Source organism: Streptomyces sp. NPDC036813 (genome assembly GCF_055609245.1).
The window spans coordinates 70,219-87,527 of record NZ_JBVJPV010000012.1 but is presented as its reverse complement, the minus strand read 5'-3'; the positions used below and the strand labels follow the sequence as shown (position 1 = coordinate 87,527).

Here is a 17,309-nt window from a genome sequence, read left to right as displayed (position 1 = left end):
TCCCGTCCGCGCGACGGCCGGGGCCCTCTCCCGGGAGTCACCGTGAACCTCCGTCCCCCGCTGATCACCGCAGCGTTAGCCGCCACTGCCGCACTCGCGCTCACCGCCTGCGGCGGCAACGGCGACGGTACGGCGAAGCCGGTCAGCAGCGAGCAGGTCAAGACGTCCCTCTCGACCGAGCTGCACGCGGCGATCAAGGCCGCGACTGCGAAGGCCGTATACCCGAAGGACGAGTTCGGCCCGGCGACCGCCGGCTCCGGTTGCTCCGGCACCCGGCTCACCGTCCGTATCGCCGGCTGGGACCCGGACGAGGGGCAGTCCAACGAGGAACTCCTCACCAAGAGCACCGCGTATCTGGAGAAACAGGGCTGGAAGATCTCTCCGGTGCCGAGCGACAGCGACGACCAGGCCGCGACGATCGACAAGGCCGGCTACGCGGAGGGGCTGCTGAACGCGTCCAACCAGGGGCTGACCTTCACCGGAAACACCGCCTGCCTCGGGGCCTGACCCGCCCGAGCAGCCGCATGCAACAGGGGGAACTTCAGATGCGAGCGCAGCAAGTGGTGAGGACGGTCGTGACCGTCGCCGCCTTCGTCAGCACGATTGCCGGGTGCTCGGCACTGCCCGGGGGGCCCGGAAAGGACAGGAAGGAAGGGTCGGGGCCGACCTATACCGATGCTCTCGAGGCCATGCGGCCCGACGTCACCAGTGCCTTGCAGGCCACGATGCCGCACGTGGAGCTGGACGAGAGTTCCGGCGCCGATGACTGCGGAGGCCTCGACGTGCTCGACAGCAAGGACGGCAGCAAGCGCACGGGCACGCTCTATCTGACCGCCCCCGGTGATCCCACGGACAAACGCGGGTCCAAGGACCTGGTGGAGGCGGTCGTGAGACACCTGACCGGTCGCGGGTGGACCGTGCAGCAGGGAGATACCGTCTCGCCCGACGAACCAGACGGCTACGAGCGGAGGGTGAAGAAGAGCGGCATGCACGGCAGCGTCATCATCTCCGCCTCACCCTTCAAGCTCACCTCGGGCAAGATCAGCCAGACTCTCGGCGCGACCGTGGTCACCGACTGTCTGCGCAACCCGGACTGGCACAAATCCTGACGCGGCTGATGGCGGCACAAGAGCGATCAGTTCCCGCCGCCGTCACTCTCCTTGCCCCGCTGGGTCGCCGACTTCTCCAGTGCGTCGGCCATCGAGCCCAACCGCCCCTTCCTGATCTGTAGCTCGCCCCGCACCTTCTCCGCCGTGGGCCCCGCCCAGCGCTCATCAGCTTTGGCGCGCCTGTCCTCAGCGATCTCGATCGGCTGGTCGAGCAACTTGCGCACATCCTCGGCCAGCTGCCGGATCTTTCCTGCGTCTTCCTGTGCTCCCACGAAAATCCCCCGCTTTCTCCACACATTCACCGGTGCCGGTTCCGATTCCCGGCTCCAGCCTATCGATGGGACAGCGTACTAGACATGGCGTTAGTTTATGCGGATCCAGAGATGCTCGACCGGCTTGCGAAGTCCTTGGACAGCAAGGCAGGAGAGATACCCCAGCTGAAGTTGCGCGCCTCCACTCTGGGTGTCACCGGAGACCTGTCCGGCCTGCCCGCGATCGCCACCTGGTTAGCTGAAACAGCCGCCGATCTGCGCAGGCGAGCCCATATCCTCAGAGCGCCTGCCGAGTCCCCTTTCGATTCCATCTCCGCATTCGGTCTGCCGACTTCCCTCGCCCGCAAACCGGGCGCCGGGAAAGAGTTCGAGTCGGGACTCAAGGCCGTCATCGCAGCCCACCGGGGCGGCACACCGAAAGAGCAGGCCCAGGCCGTCAAGGACTACTTCGGCACGCTCTCGCCGGAACAGCAGGCAGCGCTCGCAGTAACCAATCCGGGCCTCGTGGGAAATCTGGACGGCGTTCCCGTCAATGTGCGGTTCGCCGCCAATCGGATTTCGATTCAGCATGAATTCCAGGAAGAATCCGGGCGCCTCAATAACATGGCGGAGAACGATCCCGCCTACAAGCGGACCAAGGACCGCGTGGAGACGCTCCGCACCTTCCTCAGCCCTCGGGTGAAGAAGTTCGTCGATCCCCAGACCAACAGAGCGACAGAGGCCGAAGTCCCGCGCCAGTTCCTTGTTTTCGATGCGAAGTTCGGTTCGACAGCGGACCCGAAGGCTTCGCCCTACCCCGACGGCCGGGTCGCGGAGGTCGTAGGCGACCTGGAAACCGCCACGAACGTGGCGTTCCGCGTTCCCGGCATCACCAACCGTCTCGACAACTTCAACGGTTTCTCTTCCGGCGGCTATGCACTGACGACGAACACGAAAGGCTTCGAACAGCCGGACACCGCCGTGGTCAGCTGGCTCGGCTATGACACGCCGGAGCTCGGCGACTCCGTAAACCCCGAAAAGGCGGAGGTCGGCGGACGGCAGCTGAACGCCTTCCGCCAGGGCATTGCGGTGAACCTGAAGCCGGACGCGAAGACGAGTATTTTCGCGCACAGTTACGGGACCCTCGTCACGAGCAAAGCCCTGCAGAACGGGCTCACCAACATCGACAACGTCACGTTCATGGGAAGTCCCGGGCTGGGCCCCAACATCCACTCGGTCGCCGACTTCCACATGCCGAACACCAAGTTCTACGCCATGCGTGCCCCGCAGGACTTCGTCTCCTACACGCAGGGGCACGGTGACGATCCGGCCGACTTCAAGGACATCACCCGGCTCGAGACGAACGGTTCCACCGGCCATTCCCAGTACTACAAGGAAGGCACCGAAGCCCTCAAGAACATGCGAGGCATCTTCTTCGGCGGCGCGAAAGCACTGACCTTCGAACACACCACCCTCGACCAGGAGATGCCCGGCGCCTCAGAGCTACGCGATCTGGTCGGCTTCCTCCACAAGAAGGTGCCGCCCGAGGTCGTCAACAAGATGGGCGCGGACCTCGACCCCATCGTGCAGGGCCTGCTCAACGGCAGGAGCAGTTTCACCGATATAGCGCTCCCCCTCAACGCGGTTCTCAACAAATACAACATGCTCGACCGCGTGAAGCCGGACGAGCTGATGGGCGAGATCTCGACGCTCGCGTCCCGGCTCGCGTACAAGCAGGCCTACAAGGCCGCCAAGGATCACGGCGCCCCCGACTGGGTGGCCGCGTCCGCCGCCGCCACCGCGGCCGGCGCCTCCAAGGCCACGCTGGACGTCGTCACTTGGCCTGTCGTCAAGGTGCTGGAGTTCGACCGCCTGCAGAACAACACCCGCCAGTTGTTCGGCATTCTCGGGGACGGCGCGGGCAAGATCTCCGCCGACGCCTCCGCCTTGGCCAGCGGTCTCGGCAGGGACGCCGGCCGCGTCTTCACCGCTGGAACCGACATGGCGGGCAGTGCCCTGGACACCGGCGGACACCTCGTGAGCGGTCTCGGAGACACGTTGGTGAACCCCTCCCACGCGTTCAAGAACGGGCAGGACATCGCCAAGTCCTTCCAGTCGACCGGGGAGTCCTTCGCCCGCGGTGGCGCCGAGATCGTCAACTCCGTGGGAGACGCCTTCGACCAGACCGTGGACAAGGGCGGGGATATGCTCGCCAGCGGTCTGGACACCGGGAAGAAGGCACTCAGCAAGGGCGGCGACGTCGTCGACTCCGTCGTCAATTTCGTCTTCTAGAACCAGGGGGAGTCACCGTGCCCGAACAGAACAACCGCACATCCCTGACCGAAGAAGTCACTTCGGTCATCCGGACCGTCCTGCCGGGCGCGACGGTCATGGATCTGCCGTCCGTCATCGCGGCGGACGCCGTCGCCCTCACCGCGTTCGACGCCTCGGACTCCCGGTCGGGGAGCGAACTGGCCGACGCGCTCGTCTCCCGGTTGCGGGCCACCGGCTGGGCGGTCGACGAACGTATGCGCACCGAGGCGGAGTCGGAATCCGAGGCCACCTTCCACGCCGCCAAGGACGGGCTCGGCGGCGGCGCCTTCTCGGCGCAGAAGGCCGCCGTTTCCTTCCACGGTCTGGTGGAGAACGCATGACGGACGACCAGCAGGGCATCGGAGAAATCCAGCAGGCCGTCGCCGCCGAGATCCGCGCGGCGATCAAGGCCGCGACCGACAGGGCGGTGTACCCGGACGACGAGTTGGGCCCGCCGCCCGCCCCCTCGATCCGTGTCGCCGGCTGGGACCCGGACGAGACCCGGTCCAACGACCGCCTGCTCAAGCTCGGCACAGGCCATCTCGCCCAGCGCGGCTGGCGGATCTTCCCGGAAGCCACGGACAGCGACGACCGCTCGGCCCGGGTCATCAAACCCGGCGTGGCGAGCGGCCGGTTCTACGCCGCGAACCAGGGCCTGACGTTCACCGGGACGGTGGACGCCTGATCCCTAGTCGCCCAGCCGGTCCATCAAACGCCCGGGGCCCGAGATCAGGGCGCCGCGCAGCGACAGGTTGCGCGTGTACACGCCCTCGAACAGGATGGCGAGGCTGAGGTCGACGGAGTCCGCGGACCCGTGCGCCGTACCGCAAATGCGCTCGGGGTCTCGCGCGCGGGAGCGGTCCATGACGATCCTGGACTCGGAGCGCTCCAGAACGTGATGGCGGCGGTTGCCGGCCTCCGCGTACCGGTACTGCCGGCCCACGGCCCAGATCGTCAGCGCGCGCCCGCTCCGGCTGGTCCGCAGCGTCTTGCGGGTGAACGTGGCGTCCTGGCCGGCGACGCTGAGCCGTCCCCTCGCCAGCCGGGGCCGCCCGGCGTAGGGCAGCCCGGTGAAGACGGACACCGGGATGCTCTCGCCGGTCACCATCGCGCCCATGCGGATCGTGCGGTCGGTGACGGGGACCGCCTCCAGGGCGGGGACGACCAGCTCCACCGGGCCCAGTCTGCCGACGGCTCCGCGCCAGAAGGTCACGTGGTGCTGTTCCCGGGAGGTCACCGTGTTGGTGAACCGCTGGAGCTCGAAGGAGAACGCGCTCATGTACTTCTCACCCTGTCCTAGCCGAAGAGCTTGCCGATGGATTTGCCGAGGCTCTTCGCGCCGTCCGCCAGCTTCCCGGCCCCCTCACCGATCTTCTTGCCGGCCCAGGCTCCGGCGTCGGCGACCTTGCCGGGGAACTTCTTCACCGTGTCCCAGTTGTCGATGATGCTGGAGACACCGTAGACGGCGCCCGTGACCACGGCCGCTCCGATCGTCACCGGGTTGGGCGCGATCATGGCGGCGGTGAGGGAGGCGTTGAATGCCACGCCGGAGACCTTGGAGACGTAGCCGGCTTTGTCGCGCTTGAACGCCGCGACCGGGTCGCCTTCCTGCCACACGTCGAAGGCACCGACGACGGTCGCCGCCGCGCTGCCGCCGATCCCGGCCACGCGCCAGAAACCGGCCGTACGGGCGGCCGCCCCCGCCCCGGCCGCGAACGCCCCCATACGGCCCGCTCCGGTCGCCCTGCCGAGAGCGGCCGCGTTCTTGCCCACCTTGAGCAGGCTCGCCTCCCAGGCGTACTGCTTGCCGGCCAGCGCCGCGTAACTGTCCTTGCCGGTGAGCACGTCGAGGATCACCGACGGGGTGCGCGACCCGATCTGCGCCCCGAGCCGTGCGATCCTCCCCGGTATGTAGGAGGGCGCGCGTCCCTTGAGGATCTGCGCAAGCGTCGTACCGGGCGCCTTGAGGAAGGTTCCCTTCTTGAAGTACTTCATCAGGTTGAGCGTGCCGGTGGCGGCCATCTTGAACGCCCCGGGCACGGTCGAGACGAGCGCGGTCAGGTTGATGTAGTCCCCGACCACCTCACCGAGGTTCTCGTTGCCGGTCACCTTGGCCACCGCGTCGCCCGGGATCCGCTGCAGCCAGTCCTGGTAGGTCTCACCCGGCTTGCGCTTCAGCCAGGCGCTGTCGAACTTGTCCCCGTTGGCCACGGACGCGTTCGCGATCAGCATGGCCTCCGGCGGCAGGGCACCGCCCTGGAGATCCTCCGGCTTGAACCCTGCGTACAGCGCCGCGGCGAGCGGGTCACCGTTCTCCGCCCGCAGGATCGCCGCGCGCCGGCGCAGGTCGGGCGCGGTGTCGTTGGTCCAGCTCAGAACCGGCTTCAGTGGGCTCAACTTGCCGCTCACCCCCAGGTGGGACGCGCGGGTGAAGGCCTCCTCCAGCTTGTCGCGCATACTGCCGCGGCCGTCGAGCAGCGTGGCCAGTTGCTCCATGTCCTCCGGATTGGCCATGCGCTTGGAAGTGTCCGTCATCGTTTCCCCGTTGATGGTGTACTGCGCCGGGCGCACAGACTGGGTGCCGCGGAGCGGCAGGGTGGTTCGGGCGACGTGCCCGCGTCCCGGCTGGGCTGGGCTGGGCTGGGCTCAGGAAGCCGTCGTCGATGCCGCCGGAACGGCGAGTTCGGTGGCGCCGGGGAGCACATCGGCGATCCGCTGCCACAGCTCCTTCGCCGTGATCCGGCGCACCCGCAGCGCGCTGTTCGCGTCGACCTGACCGTCGACGACCGGTTCCGCGGGCAGCTCACGCAGCCAGTAGCCCTCCACACCGCAGTCCCAGACCGCGAGCGCGCGCACTGCTCCCTGCGGGTCCTCGGGATCGTCCCCCGCGGCTCGCCACACCGCGGTCATCCGCCACATGCAGTTCAGCTCGGCGAGCACCTCGGCCAGTCGTACGGGCGCTCCGGCGGCCTCGGCCACGGCCCGCGGGTCGTCGTGCTGCCCCGCTTCCATACGCCCGACGACGTCGTCGAACGTACCCATGGTGGAGTCGATCACCTCGTCCGAGTCCGCCTCGTCGGTGACGTCACGGTGCAGGTCCACCATCCTGGCCAGCGCCCACACCAGCGTCTCGGGCTCGGCGGGGACGTACTCGGACTCGGCGTCACCGGGCCAGTTCTCGTGTGTGAAGAGGAAGTCGTCCCCGATGACGGCGCCGCTCCGGGTGCTGCCCTGCGGGCCGGTCATCTCGGCGCGGACGATGACCCGCGGCTCCATCAGCGTCGCGACGAGCGGGTAGAGGTCGGCCGAGATCTTGTCGTCGGCGTCGAGGAGCGCGGCCTCGCGCAACTCGTGGCGTGCCTGCGCCAGTTCGTCCGGCAGTTGCCCCTCGTCCACCAGCAGCCCCAGCACACTGAGGTGCGCGTCGGACAGCCGCACCCGGCGGCGGGCCACATCTATGGAAGGCATCCTTCTTCTGTCCCCCTGAGATCAGATGTGATCAGAGATCGTTGAACCGATTGATGAACCGGCCGGGCAGCGACACCAGCGCCCCGGCCGTCGTCCGATTGCGCGTGTACACGCCTTCGAGTACGGCCGCGATACCGATGTCGAGGGCGTCCGCCTGGCCCCGGCAGCTGCCGGAGATGGTGTGGGGGTTGCGTCGGCTCCAACGCCGCATTTCCACCGAAGCACCCGTGCGCGAGAGGTCGTGCCCGCATGTGCCGCCCGGCTGCATGCACGTACGACCGGCCCTTGGCCTGGATGCGCAGGGCGCGCCCCACGAGTGGTTCTCTCCCCGGTCCCCGCTGCCGCATACAGCGGCACGCTGCAGCTCGAACCGGACACCGCTCATGCGCCTGATGCCTTCCTCTCGCCACCGCCGCCGCACACAGCCGCCCCGATGACGCACACCCACGCGGCACTCGACGCGAGCAGCCATCGTAAAGGGAGGGCAATGAGAATGAATGGACCACCCCAAGGACCAGCCCGCACATCTCGGGGCCCACGCGCTACCCGGGGGGTCGGCGGCCCACGCGATAACGACCTGCTCGTACACGTCGCTGGGACTGGGCAAGGGGGGTCGGCTCATCCGTGACAGTGCGGAGATCACTGTCGTACCCGGCTCGCCCGATTCGCCCCGGGACAGATCTCTGCGGACCGTCACCGTGGCGGGCCCGGCAGACGCCGTGGATCTCGCGCTCGCCGTGCTCTTCGATGTGGTCGACACCTCCGCGCTCTCCGTGGGCGGAGCCCTCGTCACCGCACCGTTCGCGCTCATGCGCCCGCACCCGCGCAACGGTGGATACGAGTAGAGGCCGCGCACTCACCACCCGACTTCCCTCAAATCCGACTCGTGAGGCCCGATGACGGGACCCCGGTACGTCCGTCGCGCCGCGTGAGAGGTCCGCGGAGTTTTTGTGGCGGCCCTGTGTCCGGTCGGGGAGATATCCGATGCCGGTGAGGGGGCCTTCGCGCGGCCCTCATATGCTGCCCCAGCAGTGCTGCTGATCACACAGCGACGATCAGCAGCCGACGGGGAGGAAGACAGACGTGGGCCCGACCGCCGACGACGGCGCCGAGTTGAAGAAGAAGGCCGAGCAGCTGCGGACGTGCGCGCGCGAGGCACGATCGCTGGCACGGCAGCTCGGTCCGTATCTGGACGACGTCGTGAAGCGGGCCAGCCCGCGCGCCGCCGCCTTCCGTACCGGTGGCGACGAGGGCGCGATCTGGCAGGGCCCCTTCGCCGACGACTGCACCGGCAAGCTGAAGCAGCGGCAGACCACGCTGAACGGGATGGGCACCTCCCTGCTCGCGGACGCCGCCCGCTGGGAGAGCCAGGCGGACGAACTGGACCGGCAGGCCAAGGAGAAGGACAAGGCCAAGGCCGGAACGGGCGGCAACTGATGGCCTTCCGCGGATTCGACGCCGGCAAGCTGACCACGCTCGCGAACGACCTGGACGCGCTCGCCCGGAACTCCGGCAAGCTGCACTCCCGTCTCGCCATGCTCCTCACCACGGCTCAGCAGAACCTGCCGCCCGGCCAGACCGCCTCCCGCAACCCGGATCTGCAGGACCTGGTCGGCGATGTCGTACCGATGCCCTCGTTCTTCGGACGCGGGCGGCTGCCGGGTGCGCTCAGCGGTGAGCTGGGCGACATGCAGGCGTCGATGAAGCGCCGTATCAAGCAGCTCGAAGGGCTGCAGGAGCTGGAGCAGCGTGGCTACCCGGTCGGCGACGCCACCCTCTTCCTCGACGAGCAGCCACCCGACCCGAAGAAGATCGACGACGCGCTGCGCCACCTGCAGGAGCTGCAGGGCAAGGACTTCGGCACCAACGGCAACCGGGACGACCTGGAGAAGATCTCCGGTGAGCTCGACGGACTGACCGCCGCCGAACTCGACGCACTGGTGACGAAGGCCTCCCCGAAGGACCTCGCCTTCTACAACCAGCTGCTGACGAACACCGACGACTCCATGTGGAACCCGTTCGACGAGAACGGCCTGCCGGAGGACCGGCGCCGGGACACCCTCAGCCGGATGCTGGCGAAGATCAGCCCCGAGAACGTGCCGAAGTTCCAGGCCGCCTTCCCCGGCATGCAGCCGACCTTCACCAACACCGGGGCGTACGAGGACGGCGGCAACAACCAGAACGGTCAGAGCAACAGCGGCATCCACTGGGCGACCCCGAGCGATCCGCTGTTCAAGGACGGCGTCTCCGCCGACGACGTCAACCAGCACCAGTTCGGCGACTGCTGGTACGTCGCCTCGCTGGCCGGCCTGGCCCAGAAGGATCCGAAGTTCGTCCAGGACGGCATCAAGCAGAACCCCAACGGCACGGTCAGCGTCCGCGTCTGGGACAAGTCCGGCAACTACCAGTGGGTCACCATGACCGCCGATCTGCCGACGGACCAGAACGGCAACCCGATCAGCACGTACGGCAACGGTGAGTCCTGGCCGGCGTACTACGAGAAGGCCTTCGCGATGGTCTACTCGGACGACGGCGACGGCGAGCGCGGCTACGGCGGCATCGAGGGCGACGACCCGAAGAAGTCCTCCCCCTACCTCACCGGCAAGGAGGGCGAGGACCTCACCACCGGCGGCTTCCTGGGCATGGGCGAGCACGACGACAAGAACATCGGCTCACTGAAGAAGGCCTTCGACTCCGGCAAGGTCGTCACCGTCTCCACGCCGGACGACGAGAGCCTGGAGAAGAACCACCCGCCCGAGTGGGAACCGTCCTACTGCACCAACCACGCCTACTACGTCCGCGGCTTCACCGACGACGGCAAGATCATCCTCGGCAACCCCTGGGGCTCCAGCTACCCGCCCATCACCGTGTCGCAGGACCAGTTCAACAAGTACTTCCAAGGCCCCGAGGCGTTCGATGCTCCCTGACCGACCGCATGTGAAATATCCCTTCGAGGTCGCCGGGCGCTGGCCGCTGCGCTATCACCGGCCCTACACCGTCGAGCATGAAGGACGGCAGCACCGGGTCGTGGCGAGCATCTTCGCGCAGCCGTCGGTGCACGGTCAGATCAAGGTCAGCTGCGAGGGCCGCCTCGTCGCGGCCTACGACGACCTCACCCCCGGGGACGTCGTGGAGATCACCGGCGACAGCTGGCGGGTCGCGGAGGTCGACTACCGTACGCGTGTCGTACTGGAGCGCGTGCAAGGCGGCGGCGAGGAGGACAGTGGTGTTCAGGCGGGTCGGTAGCCACACCGCCGTGGGTGTCGTGGCGCTGCTGGCGCTGGCGGGATGCGGCAGCTCCGGCGAGGGCGGTCACGAGCAGCCGACGGCTGCGCCGGCCGCGGACAAGGGCCCGGAGTGCGTGGGTCGGGCGCCGGCGGACGGGCTGCACGTCCTGCGCGGCGGAGGCTTCCGTCTCCCCGGCGGCGGGGGTGTGCAGTACGCCGCCGCGGACGCCGACGGCACGACCCGTACGGCCGTCCTGCGCGACGGCGCGAAGTACCAGGCGGGCCAGCGGCAGCAGACCGTACGCACCGGGCAGCGGATCACAGCCGCGGGACACGCCTTCACGGTCTCCCAGATCTGCTCCTACCGCGTGGTCCTCGAACCGGCGGACGCGAAGGACAAGGCGGCGGCCGTCGCGGCACCCCCCTCGCTGAAGCCCGTCGGGGGCGAGGCGGACAACGGCCTGTGCTTCACCGGCAATGCGTCCGTCCTGGCCGCGGCGAGCAAGGGTTTCCCGCCCCGCGGCCAGACCCTCTCCGTGCTCCGCAACGGCGGCGTGTGGAGTTTCCCCACCGGTCTGTCGATCCGGGTCTCCTACATCGACACGGACACCGGAGTCGCGGGCTTCAGCGGAGTCTGCGCGGCGCTCCCCGTGGCCAACTACAAGGACGCCCGCGTGGGTGACCCGGTGGAGTTCGCGGGAGTGCAGTTCACCGTGTCCCAGCTGACGGAGAAGGCGGTACGGCTGACGCGGACGAGCGCATAGCCCCGGTCGCTCGGGCCCGGGCCCGAGCGACTGCGGCTATGGTCGGACCAGTCCCCGCAGCGACCTGGAGAGGCCCTGGTGTTCGGCAAGAACAAACACGTCGACGAGCCCCCCGTCCCCGCTGTCCCTTGGACCGACGCGTGGGAATTCACCATCAGCGACGAGGAACGGCCGGCGGGCGCGCAGCGCAAGCACGCCGTGCTCGGCCTGCGCGCCTTCCGCGTCCCCCACGGCGGCGGCGCCCAGCGGGTCAACGCGCCCTGCGCCTTCTTCCCTCCGCAGTCACCGGCGCAGGCGACCGACCTGCGCCTGTACGAGGACGCGCAGGGACAGCGGCTGCTCTGCTCCGTCGACGAACCACAGGAGGTGAACGGTGAGCGCCACCACGCCGTCCGCGACGGCCAGGGCCGGGTGATCGGCACCGTCCGGCGCATCCCACCCCTCAAGCACGCACTCAAGCCGACGTGGCGCATCGACCAGCCGGGGCACGCCGAGATCGTGAGCAGCGCGGAGTGGGTCTCCGGAGGCCGCAAGGAAATGGTCCAGCGCGGCGCCGGCAAGCTTCTGATCGGCGTCGTACAGGCAGTGGCCGACATGGGGGCCGAAGGCGGTGACCAATCGGGCAGGTCGCGGCCCCTGGAGTGGAAGTCGGACGGGGAGCTCGTCCTGACGTCGGCGGGCGATCGCCGGTTCCTGGTCCGGGCGGCCTGGCTGGACCGGCGCCTGGTCTTCGCCTACGCGCTGCTGCGGACCGGGTGAGTCCACGGCGGTAAGGGGGGCAGGTCCGCGCACGGCACCGGCAGTGCCCTCCGCAGCATGAAACCGATTCGGCCCTCGGCAACAGACTCCGAGGACGCAGGCAATGGGGGATGAATCATGGGGATGAGGAACGTCAATCCGGACGATCTCGACCAGCTCGCGAAGCTGCTCGACGGCCGCGGTGGCGTGCAGGACAAGCTGGACGAGGCGTTCACCAGAGCGTCCCGCCTCGGCGTCTCCAGCAAAGTGGCCTCCCTCAAGCCCCTGCGCAGCTGGGTCACGGACACCGCTCCCGACCTGCGCAAGCGCGCGATCTTCGCCCGCCTGGAAAGCGGTGACCCGCAGGCCGGCCTCCTGTGGGCCGGCTTCAGCCCCAAGGACATCGAGAAGTACAAGGGCGAGGGTCTCGGTCCCGACGCCCTGCTCCTGGCGAACTCGGTCGCCGCCAGCGACGACCCGACCGCCTACAAATTCAAGCGGCAGCCCGACGAGTCCCTGGCTGACTGGATCCAGCGGCTCGAGGCCCACGCCATCTCCCAGATCCCGGGCCTTCAGCCGCACGAGGAGACGATCGCCTCCATGATCGGTCTCTACGGCGACTGGGGTTCCGTGACCGCCGCGACCGCCGTCGTCACGATCCAGGGCACCTCGCTCACCAAGGTCCTGCTCGGCAACTCCTTCAAGGCCGGTGCGCTGCGCGTCTGGAAGACCCGGCTGGGTGTGGTCCTGCGCGGCTCCAAGAGCGGACTCATACGCTCCGCCGGCAACGGTCTCATCAAGTGGTCGCCGAAGATCCGCTCTCTGAGTGCCCCGGGGAGCTGGCTTCCCGGTCAGCTCGGCAACCTTTTCGGGCGCAGCACCGCCTACCAGAACCTCTCCCGCATCCCGCTCACCAGCGGTCTGCGCGGCGACCTCATCGGCCAGGGTTACAACTGGGCTCGCGCCACACCGTTGATGAACACCCTGCGGGCCAACGGCGTCATCGACTTCCTGGTCGGTTCCGACGACGTCGCCAAGATGTACGGCGGCTTCACGCACTCCGGCCAGGCCGTCGCCCGTGCGGGCAACGCGAGCCTGGTGAAGGTGTTCACCAAGGCGGCCAACAGCCAGCGGTTCGCCAACTCCGTCGCCGAGGTCACCGATGCCGCGCGCGGCGCGGGTGCGCTGCGTACGGGGCTCGGCGCCGCCGCCAAGACCGCCGGATTCCTGCGCGGGGCCGGCATCGTCGGCGGAGTGGCCTCGACGGCCTTCAGCGCCGCCAACGTCATCTCGCAGGGAAATCCGGTCGACGCGTTCAAGAAGAAGGGCGCGGCCTACGTCGCCGACGTGGCCGAAGTCGGCTTCAACGCGTCGCTGACGGCGGCCATGGTCGCCCCGAACCCGGTCACCATCGGTCTGGCCGTCGGGACGGGCATCGTCTACGGCGGCGCCAAGATCGTCCAACACTGGGACGACATCAAGGAAGGCGCCGGCAAGGCCGTCGACTGGGCCGGCAACAAGGCCAAGGACCTGGGGAAGAGCATCGCCAAGTCGAAGGCCAATCCGATGAACTGGTTCTGAACGTCGGCTACGGGCGGCGGCGCCGACGCAGCCGCCCGTACCGGCTGAACGCCTCACCGTGCTTGCGCTGAACTGGTATCGACGACCCGGTGTCGTGTCGCTCACCGCGCTCGGCCAGGGCGTTCTCCCAGTGGGCTGCTTTGCCGGTCAGAGGGTGCCCTCGTCGCGGTGGCGGCCGAAGAGGACGTTCATGGGGATGGCGAGCAGAGCGCCACTCGTGGTGAGGACAGCCCGGTCGACCTCTTCGAAAACGAGGGCGATGGACAGGTCCGTCGCGTCGGTGTCGCCGTCGACCGTGACGAGACGGGCGGCCCCGAGATCGGGAATGTACCGGCCCTTGCCGATGGTGATGTCGACGCCGTCGCGCTTGAGTCGGCCCGAGCCGGCGGAGGTGTAGGTGTACGGCGGCCCTGATGCCCGAGTTCGAGCCACCGGGAGCCCTTGCGGACGCCCTACCTTCAGCTGCAGATCGACGACCTCCCCGTCGATCGTGAGCAGACCACTGTCCAGGGACGGCACATTCCCGTTTCCACCGCTGAAGACCGCCGCGGGGAACCTGTCGCCTGAGAGCACTGCCTGGCGCATTGGCGCCTCGCCCGGCTGGGCACGAGGCCGGAAGACACGCACGGAGCCGAAGGGGCCCGCCTCCCCGCGGTAACCGCGGCGCATCGGCCCGTCGAGTTCTGGCTTGAGTTCGAATTCAAAGCTGTCCATGTGCCCTACTGAAACCAGTTCATCGGATTTACCTTGGACTTGGCGATGCTTTTCCCCAAGTCCTGTGTCTTCTTGCCAACCCAGTCGGCTGCTTCCCCGGCACCCTTCTTGATCCCGTCCCAATGCTCCACCACCTTGGCGCCCGCGTACACCGCACCTGAGACGGCGACGGCTCCGATGGTGAAGGGGTTGGGTGCGACGGTCGCGGCGGTGAGCGAGGCGTTGAACATGAACTCGGCAGCGTCGGAGCCGTACTTCGCGCCTTGGGCCCTGTTCTTGAAGTGACTCCACGGCCTGCCCTGCACCGCCAGGTTGAGCCCGCTGTACGCCGTCGAGTACAGGCCACCGGCGATCCCGAGACCGCGCAGGACTCCGCCCATCTTCCCGGCGACCTTGAGCCCTTCCCCGGCGGCGGCCAGACGGCCTTTGCCCAGGAGGCGAGCGTCTTTGAAGACGTTCTTGCCGACCTTCCAGTAACTCGCGTTGGCTGCCCTGCTCACCGGTTGCCCGGAGTGGGTGAGCCCGCCGTACATCGCAGCCAGTTTGTCCGAGCCCACCAGCCCGTCGATCATTTGGTTCGCGCTGAGGCCGAAGGCCAACTTGGTCCTCAGCAGGGGACTCATCCGGCCCGCGTCGTACAGATCACCCGCCCGCGTCAGCAGGTAGTTGCGCAGGAGTGGAACCCGGCTGGCGTCGTGGTAAACCGCGTTTCCGGAGAGAAGGCCCGCCAACCTGCTCGGCAGCCAGGTGCCCGGCGCCGACAACGACTTGACCGGCGGATTCCACTCGTCGAGTTTTACAGCCCACTCGGCGACCTTTCCCGGAACCCGGGGAGAGTGACCCTCAAGTCGTTGCAGCCACCCCGGCGAACTGGGCCTTGCGCGCCCGCAGAGCGCCCTGCGTGAGGGAGTTGCCGACCAGGATGCGAGTGAGATTGGCGCCATGGAAGGCAGCGCTGCCACCGTGACCGACGAAAGACCGGATATCGCCGTAGGTGCCCAGGAATTCCTTGATCTGGTGTTCGTACGGCTTGAGTGCGGGGACCGACGCCAGCGCATGGGCTCTCAGACGGTCGACCCAGTCGTCGAGATTCTCCCCGGCCTGGCGCCGGAAGAACGTATCGTCCTTCGCGTCTCCGCCGACCGCCATCGCGTTGACCAAGAGCAGGACATCCGGGGCCTTGTAGATCAGGCCTGCCTTGACGATGTCCTTGACTCCGAACCCGGCCCATCGAACGCCCGCCTGCGGATCACCGTCCTCAAGTCGGGCGACAGCAGCTCGTTTGCGCAGATCCGGAGCCGTGTCCGACACCCACGAGCGCATCGGTCTCAACGCGCTCAGCTTCTCGCCTACGCCCAGCGGGGATGCCCGGATGAAAGCCTCGTCGAGCTTGTGCTGCACACCTCCCCTGCCGTCGAGCAGCGTCGCAAGGTGGTCCAGTCCGTCAGGGTCTACGTTCCTCATGCGGTGCGTTCTCGGTGCAGACGGCTTGCGCTCTCACTCGCCCTCGATGTTCAGCTCTTCCTTGTCCGGCAGGAGGTCGGTGATCTTCTCCCAGACCTTGGCGGCCGTGGACTTCGCCAGGACCAGGGCCGTGTCGGGGCCCACCTGGCCCGGCATGATGGGCTCTTCGGGCTGTTCGCGGATCCAGTAGCCGAGGGGGCCGCAGTCCCAGACCGCGAGGGCGCGGATCATCGTGGACTCCTGACCCTCGTGCCGGCCGTCCCAGGCCGTCGTGATGCGCCAGGTCGCGTTCAGCGAGACGACCAGTTCCAGGAAGCGGCCGAGGTCCGGGTCCCGCAGGGCGGGGTCCGCCTCCACGAGGGCCTTGCGGACGTTCTCCCGCGCCGCGTCGTCGTCGGCGCCGGGCTCCTCCAGGGCGACGAACGCCGCGTCCAGCGCCGCCATCGTCGTAGCGAGGCGGACCTCTTCGGCCCCCTCCTCCGGCTTGTCGCCGCGGTGCAGGTTGACCTTGCGGGCCAGCTCCCAGACCAGCGTGTTCGGCTCGATGGAGACGTACTCGGACTCCTCCTCGCCCGGCCAGCCGTCGTGCGAGAACACCGCCTCCTGGCCGACGACCACACCGTGATTGACCGGGCCGTGCTCGCCGGTGACCTCGATCTGGACCAGCAGCATCGGGTCGGCGAGCGCACCCAGCAGGTCGCGCAGCAGGGGCGCCAGTTCGCCCTCCTCGCCCACCAGACCGATGCGTTGCAGCTCGACCAGCGACTCCCACAGTTCCTCGGGTGGTGTCTCGCCGTCCAGGAGGTGCGCGAACACGGCGATGTGCCGGTCGGCGAACCGGAAACGGGCGCGGGAGCTGTCGTACGAAGGCACGGGTCGTGGTTCCTCTCGGGGAGCGGATGCTCCGGCTACTTCTTCTTGTCCTGCAGGTCCTTGGCGTCCTGAGTGCACTGGTGGGCCTCGTCACGCAGCGTCTTGGCGACGGACGCGCAGGTGGTGTGCCACGTCTTCAACTTGCCCCGAACCTCGTCCGCGTTCGGACCCGACCAGGTCTTCATTCCGGTGGTGCTGTGGTTCTTCGCGGCGTCGACGATCGAGTCGATGTGGTCGGCGAGTGCCCTCAACTGTCCGGCGCGGTGGTTGAGTTCCTGAATGTCAGGATTTGCCATAGCAGTCTCCCCCGGTGTTTCAACAGCCTCAGCATACCGACGTATCACATCGCGCCCGGTTTGGCCCCCAGCCCGTCCACACTGTTCGTTCACAGGATGTTCCGATCTCCAGCAGAGCTGGACGGGAACTACGGATGGTGCGGTAGCGTCCCCTGTTGCAAACGGGTAGTCCGCTTTTGCTTTCAGAACTACACGGGGAGGATCGCTATGGATCGCGGTGCAGATCTCGGGCGGCTCCGGGACTTGTCCAAGCTGTATGCGCGCAAGGCGCACGACCTGCAGGCCCTCATCAAGGACCTGGAGTCGTCGACCTCGGACAGCACGGGTTACTGGAAGGGCCCGAAGGCCGACCGGTTCCGCGACGACTGGCATGACGTGAAGCCGACCTTCGAGAAGTGGGTCGACACGCTGAACGACGCCAGCAAGTCCGCCAACACCAGCGCCGACAACATCGAGCGCGCCACCTGATCCCAGGCGGTCGAGCGACACTGCGGGCCCCCGCTCCTCGGAG

23 protein-coding genes are annotated in these 17,309 nt (G+C 68.0%); 13 read left to right on the top strand and 10 right to left on the bottom strand.

What is annotated here, in order from left to right:
• Positions 1-42 precede the first annotated feature (42 nt).
• Together ACZ67Q_RS24455 and ACZ67Q_RS24450 are read left to right on the top strand one after the other, a co-directional pair.
• A complete protein-coding gene (locus ACZ67Q_RS24455) occupies positions 43-507 on the top strand; it encodes a hypothetical protein (protein ID WP_471185740.1) in 465 nt (154 codons plus the stop codon).
• A gap of 68 nt (positions 508-575) precedes the next feature.
• Positions 576-1,109, top strand: a complete 534-nt coding sequence (locus ACZ67Q_RS24450) for a hypothetical protein (RefSeq protein WP_471185737.1) — start codon at positions 576-578, stop codon at positions 1,107-1,109.
• A 26-nt stretch (positions 1,110-1,135) separates the two neighbouring features.
• On the opposite strand, the gene ACZ67Q_RS24445 is transcribed toward ACZ67Q_RS24450, so the two are convergent.
• Complete coding sequence (locus ACZ67Q_RS24445; protein ID WP_471185734.1) at positions 1,136-1,381, bottom strand: hypothetical protein; 246 nt, start codon at positions 1,379-1,381, stop codon at positions 1,136-1,138.
• Between the two features lie 111 nt (positions 1,382-1,492).
• On the opposite strand from ACZ67Q_RS24445, the gene ACZ67Q_RS24440 reads away from it, so the two are divergent.
• The 3 genes from ACZ67Q_RS24440 to ACZ67Q_RS24430 are packed head-to-tail and all read left to right on the top strand — an operon-like array spanning position 1,493 to position 4,358.
• Complete coding sequence (locus tag ACZ67Q_RS24440) at positions 1,493-3,652, top strand: alpha/beta hydrolase (RefSeq protein WP_471185731.1); 2,160 nt, start codon at positions 1,493-1,495, stop codon at positions 3,650-3,652.
• Positions 3,653-3,669: 17 nt separating this feature from the next.
• On the top strand, positions 3,670-4,014 hold the full coding sequence (locus ACZ67Q_RS24435; RefSeq protein WP_471185728.1) for a hypothetical protein: 345 nt from the start codon (positions 3,670-3,672) through the stop codon (positions 4,012-4,014).
• Positions 4,011-4,358 (top strand): hypothetical protein, encoded by a 348-nt coding sequence (locus tag ACZ67Q_RS24430; RefSeq protein ID WP_471185725.1) that lies wholly within the window; start codon positions 4,011-4,013, stop codon positions 4,356-4,358. The genes ACZ67Q_RS24435 and ACZ67Q_RS24430 overlap by 4 nt, the downstream gene beginning before the upstream one ends.
• Positions 4,359-4,361: 3 nt before the next feature.
• Here the strand turns inward: ACZ67Q_RS24430 and ACZ67Q_RS24425 are convergent, their stop codons facing one another.
• The 4 genes from ACZ67Q_RS24425 to ACZ67Q_RS24410 all read right to left on the bottom strand — a co-directional run bounded on the left by ACZ67Q_RS24425 (position 4,362) and on the right by ACZ67Q_RS24410 (position 7,358).
• Positions 4,362-4,952 carry a hypothetical protein gene (locus ACZ67Q_RS24425; protein ID WP_471185723.1) on the bottom strand — a complete coding sequence of 197 codons (591 nt, stop codon included), beginning with the start codon at positions 4,950-4,952 and terminating at the stop codon, positions 4,362-4,364.
• Positions 4,953-4,969: 17 nt separating this feature from the next.
• On the bottom strand, positions 4,970-6,208 hold the full coding sequence (locus ACZ67Q_RS24420; protein WP_471185720.1) for a mucin-2: 1,239 nt from the start codon (positions 6,206-6,208) through the stop codon (positions 4,970-4,972).
• 111 nt (positions 6,209-6,319) lie between these two features.
• On the bottom strand, positions 6,320-7,141 hold the full coding sequence (locus ACZ67Q_RS24415; RefSeq protein WP_471185718.1) for a hypothetical protein: 822 nt from the start codon (positions 7,139-7,141) through the stop codon (positions 6,320-6,322).
• Positions 7,142-7,172: 31 nt separating this feature from the next.
• Positions 7,173-7,358 carry a hypothetical protein gene (locus tag ACZ67Q_RS24410; protein ID WP_471185715.1) on the bottom strand — a complete coding sequence of 62 codons (186 nt, stop codon included), beginning with the start codon at positions 7,356-7,358 and terminating at the stop codon, positions 7,173-7,175.
• A 481-nt stretch (positions 7,359-7,839) separates the two neighbouring features.
• Here ACZ67Q_RS24410 and ACZ67Q_RS24405 point away from each other — a divergent pair, with 481 nt between their 5' ends.
• From ACZ67Q_RS24405 to ACZ67Q_RS24375, 7 genes are all read left to right on the top strand, one after another.
• Complete coding sequence (locus ACZ67Q_RS24405; protein WP_471185712.1) at positions 7,840-7,986, top strand: hypothetical protein; 147 nt, start codon at positions 7,840-7,842, stop codon at positions 7,984-7,986.
• A gap of 238 nt (positions 7,987-8,224) precedes the next feature.
• Entirely contained in the window at positions 8,225-8,578 is a 354-nt protein-coding gene (locus tag ACZ67Q_RS24400) for a hypothetical protein (RefSeq protein WP_471185710.1), read from the top strand.
• Positions 8,578-10,068 carry a C2 family cysteine protease gene (locus ACZ67Q_RS24395; protein ID WP_471185707.1) on the top strand — a complete coding sequence of 497 codons (1,491 nt, stop codon included), beginning with the start codon at positions 8,578-8,580 and terminating at the stop codon, positions 10,066-10,068. The genes ACZ67Q_RS24400 and ACZ67Q_RS24395 overlap by 1 nt, the downstream gene beginning before the upstream one ends.
• A gap of 10 nt (positions 10,069-10,078) precedes the next feature.
• Entirely contained in the window at positions 10,079-10,387 is a 309-nt protein-coding gene (locus ACZ67Q_RS24390) for a hypothetical protein (RefSeq protein ID WP_471185705.1), read from the top strand.
• A complete protein-coding gene (locus ACZ67Q_RS24385) occupies positions 10,368-11,132 on the top strand; it encodes a hypothetical protein (RefSeq protein ID WP_471185703.1) in 765 nt (254 codons plus the stop codon). The genes ACZ67Q_RS24390 and ACZ67Q_RS24385 overlap by 20 nt, the downstream gene beginning before the upstream one ends.
• 78 nt (positions 11,133-11,210) lie before the next feature.
• Entirely contained in the window at positions 11,211-11,891 is a 681-nt protein-coding gene (locus ACZ67Q_RS24380) for a hypothetical protein (RefSeq protein ID WP_471185701.1), read from the top strand.
• A gap of 123 nt (positions 11,892-12,014) precedes the next feature.
• The gene (locus ACZ67Q_RS24375; protein WP_471186147.1) at positions 12,015-13,451 is read left to right on the top strand and encodes a PE-PGRS family protein; all 1,437 of its coding nucleotides are present in this window, start codon (positions 12,015-12,017) and stop codon (positions 13,449-13,451) included.
• Positions 13,452-13,598: 147 nt separating this feature from the next.
• Here the strand turns inward: ACZ67Q_RS24375 and ACZ67Q_RS24370 are convergent, their stop codons facing one another.
• The 5 genes from ACZ67Q_RS24370 to ACZ67Q_RS24350 form a co-directional block, all read right to left on the bottom strand.
• On the bottom strand, positions 13,599-13,970 hold the full coding sequence (locus tag ACZ67Q_RS24370) for a hypothetical protein (RefSeq protein ID WP_471185699.1): 372 nt from the start codon (positions 13,968-13,970) through the stop codon (positions 13,599-13,601).
• A 200-nt stretch (positions 13,971-14,170) separates the two neighbouring features.
• A complete protein-coding gene (locus ACZ67Q_RS24365; protein ID WP_471185696.1) occupies positions 14,171-14,929 on the bottom strand; it encodes a hypothetical protein in 759 nt (252 codons plus the stop codon).
• A 79-nt stretch (positions 14,930-15,008) separates the two neighbouring features.
• A complete protein-coding gene (locus ACZ67Q_RS24360) occupies positions 15,009-15,629 on the bottom strand; it encodes a hypothetical protein (protein ID WP_471185694.1) in 621 nt (206 codons plus the stop codon).
• Positions 15,630-15,662: 33 nt separating this feature from the next.
• Positions 15,663-16,502, bottom strand: a complete 840-nt coding sequence (locus ACZ67Q_RS24355; protein WP_471185692.1) for a hypothetical protein — start codon at positions 16,500-16,502, stop codon at positions 15,663-15,665.
• 35 nt (positions 16,503-16,537) lie between these two features.
• Positions 16,538-16,798 (bottom strand): WXG100 family type VII secretion target, encoded by a 261-nt coding sequence (locus ACZ67Q_RS24350; RefSeq protein WP_471185691.1) that lies wholly within the window; start codon positions 16,796-16,798, stop codon positions 16,538-16,540.
• A gap of 207 nt (positions 16,799-17,005) precedes the next feature.
• Between ACZ67Q_RS24350 and ACZ67Q_RS24345 the strand changes: the two genes are divergently transcribed.
• Positions 17,006-17,266, top strand: a complete 261-nt coding sequence (locus ACZ67Q_RS24345) for a WXG100 family type VII secretion target (RefSeq protein ID WP_471185688.1) — start codon at positions 17,006-17,008, stop codon at positions 17,264-17,266.
• Positions 17,267-17,309: the final 43 nt, after the last annotated feature.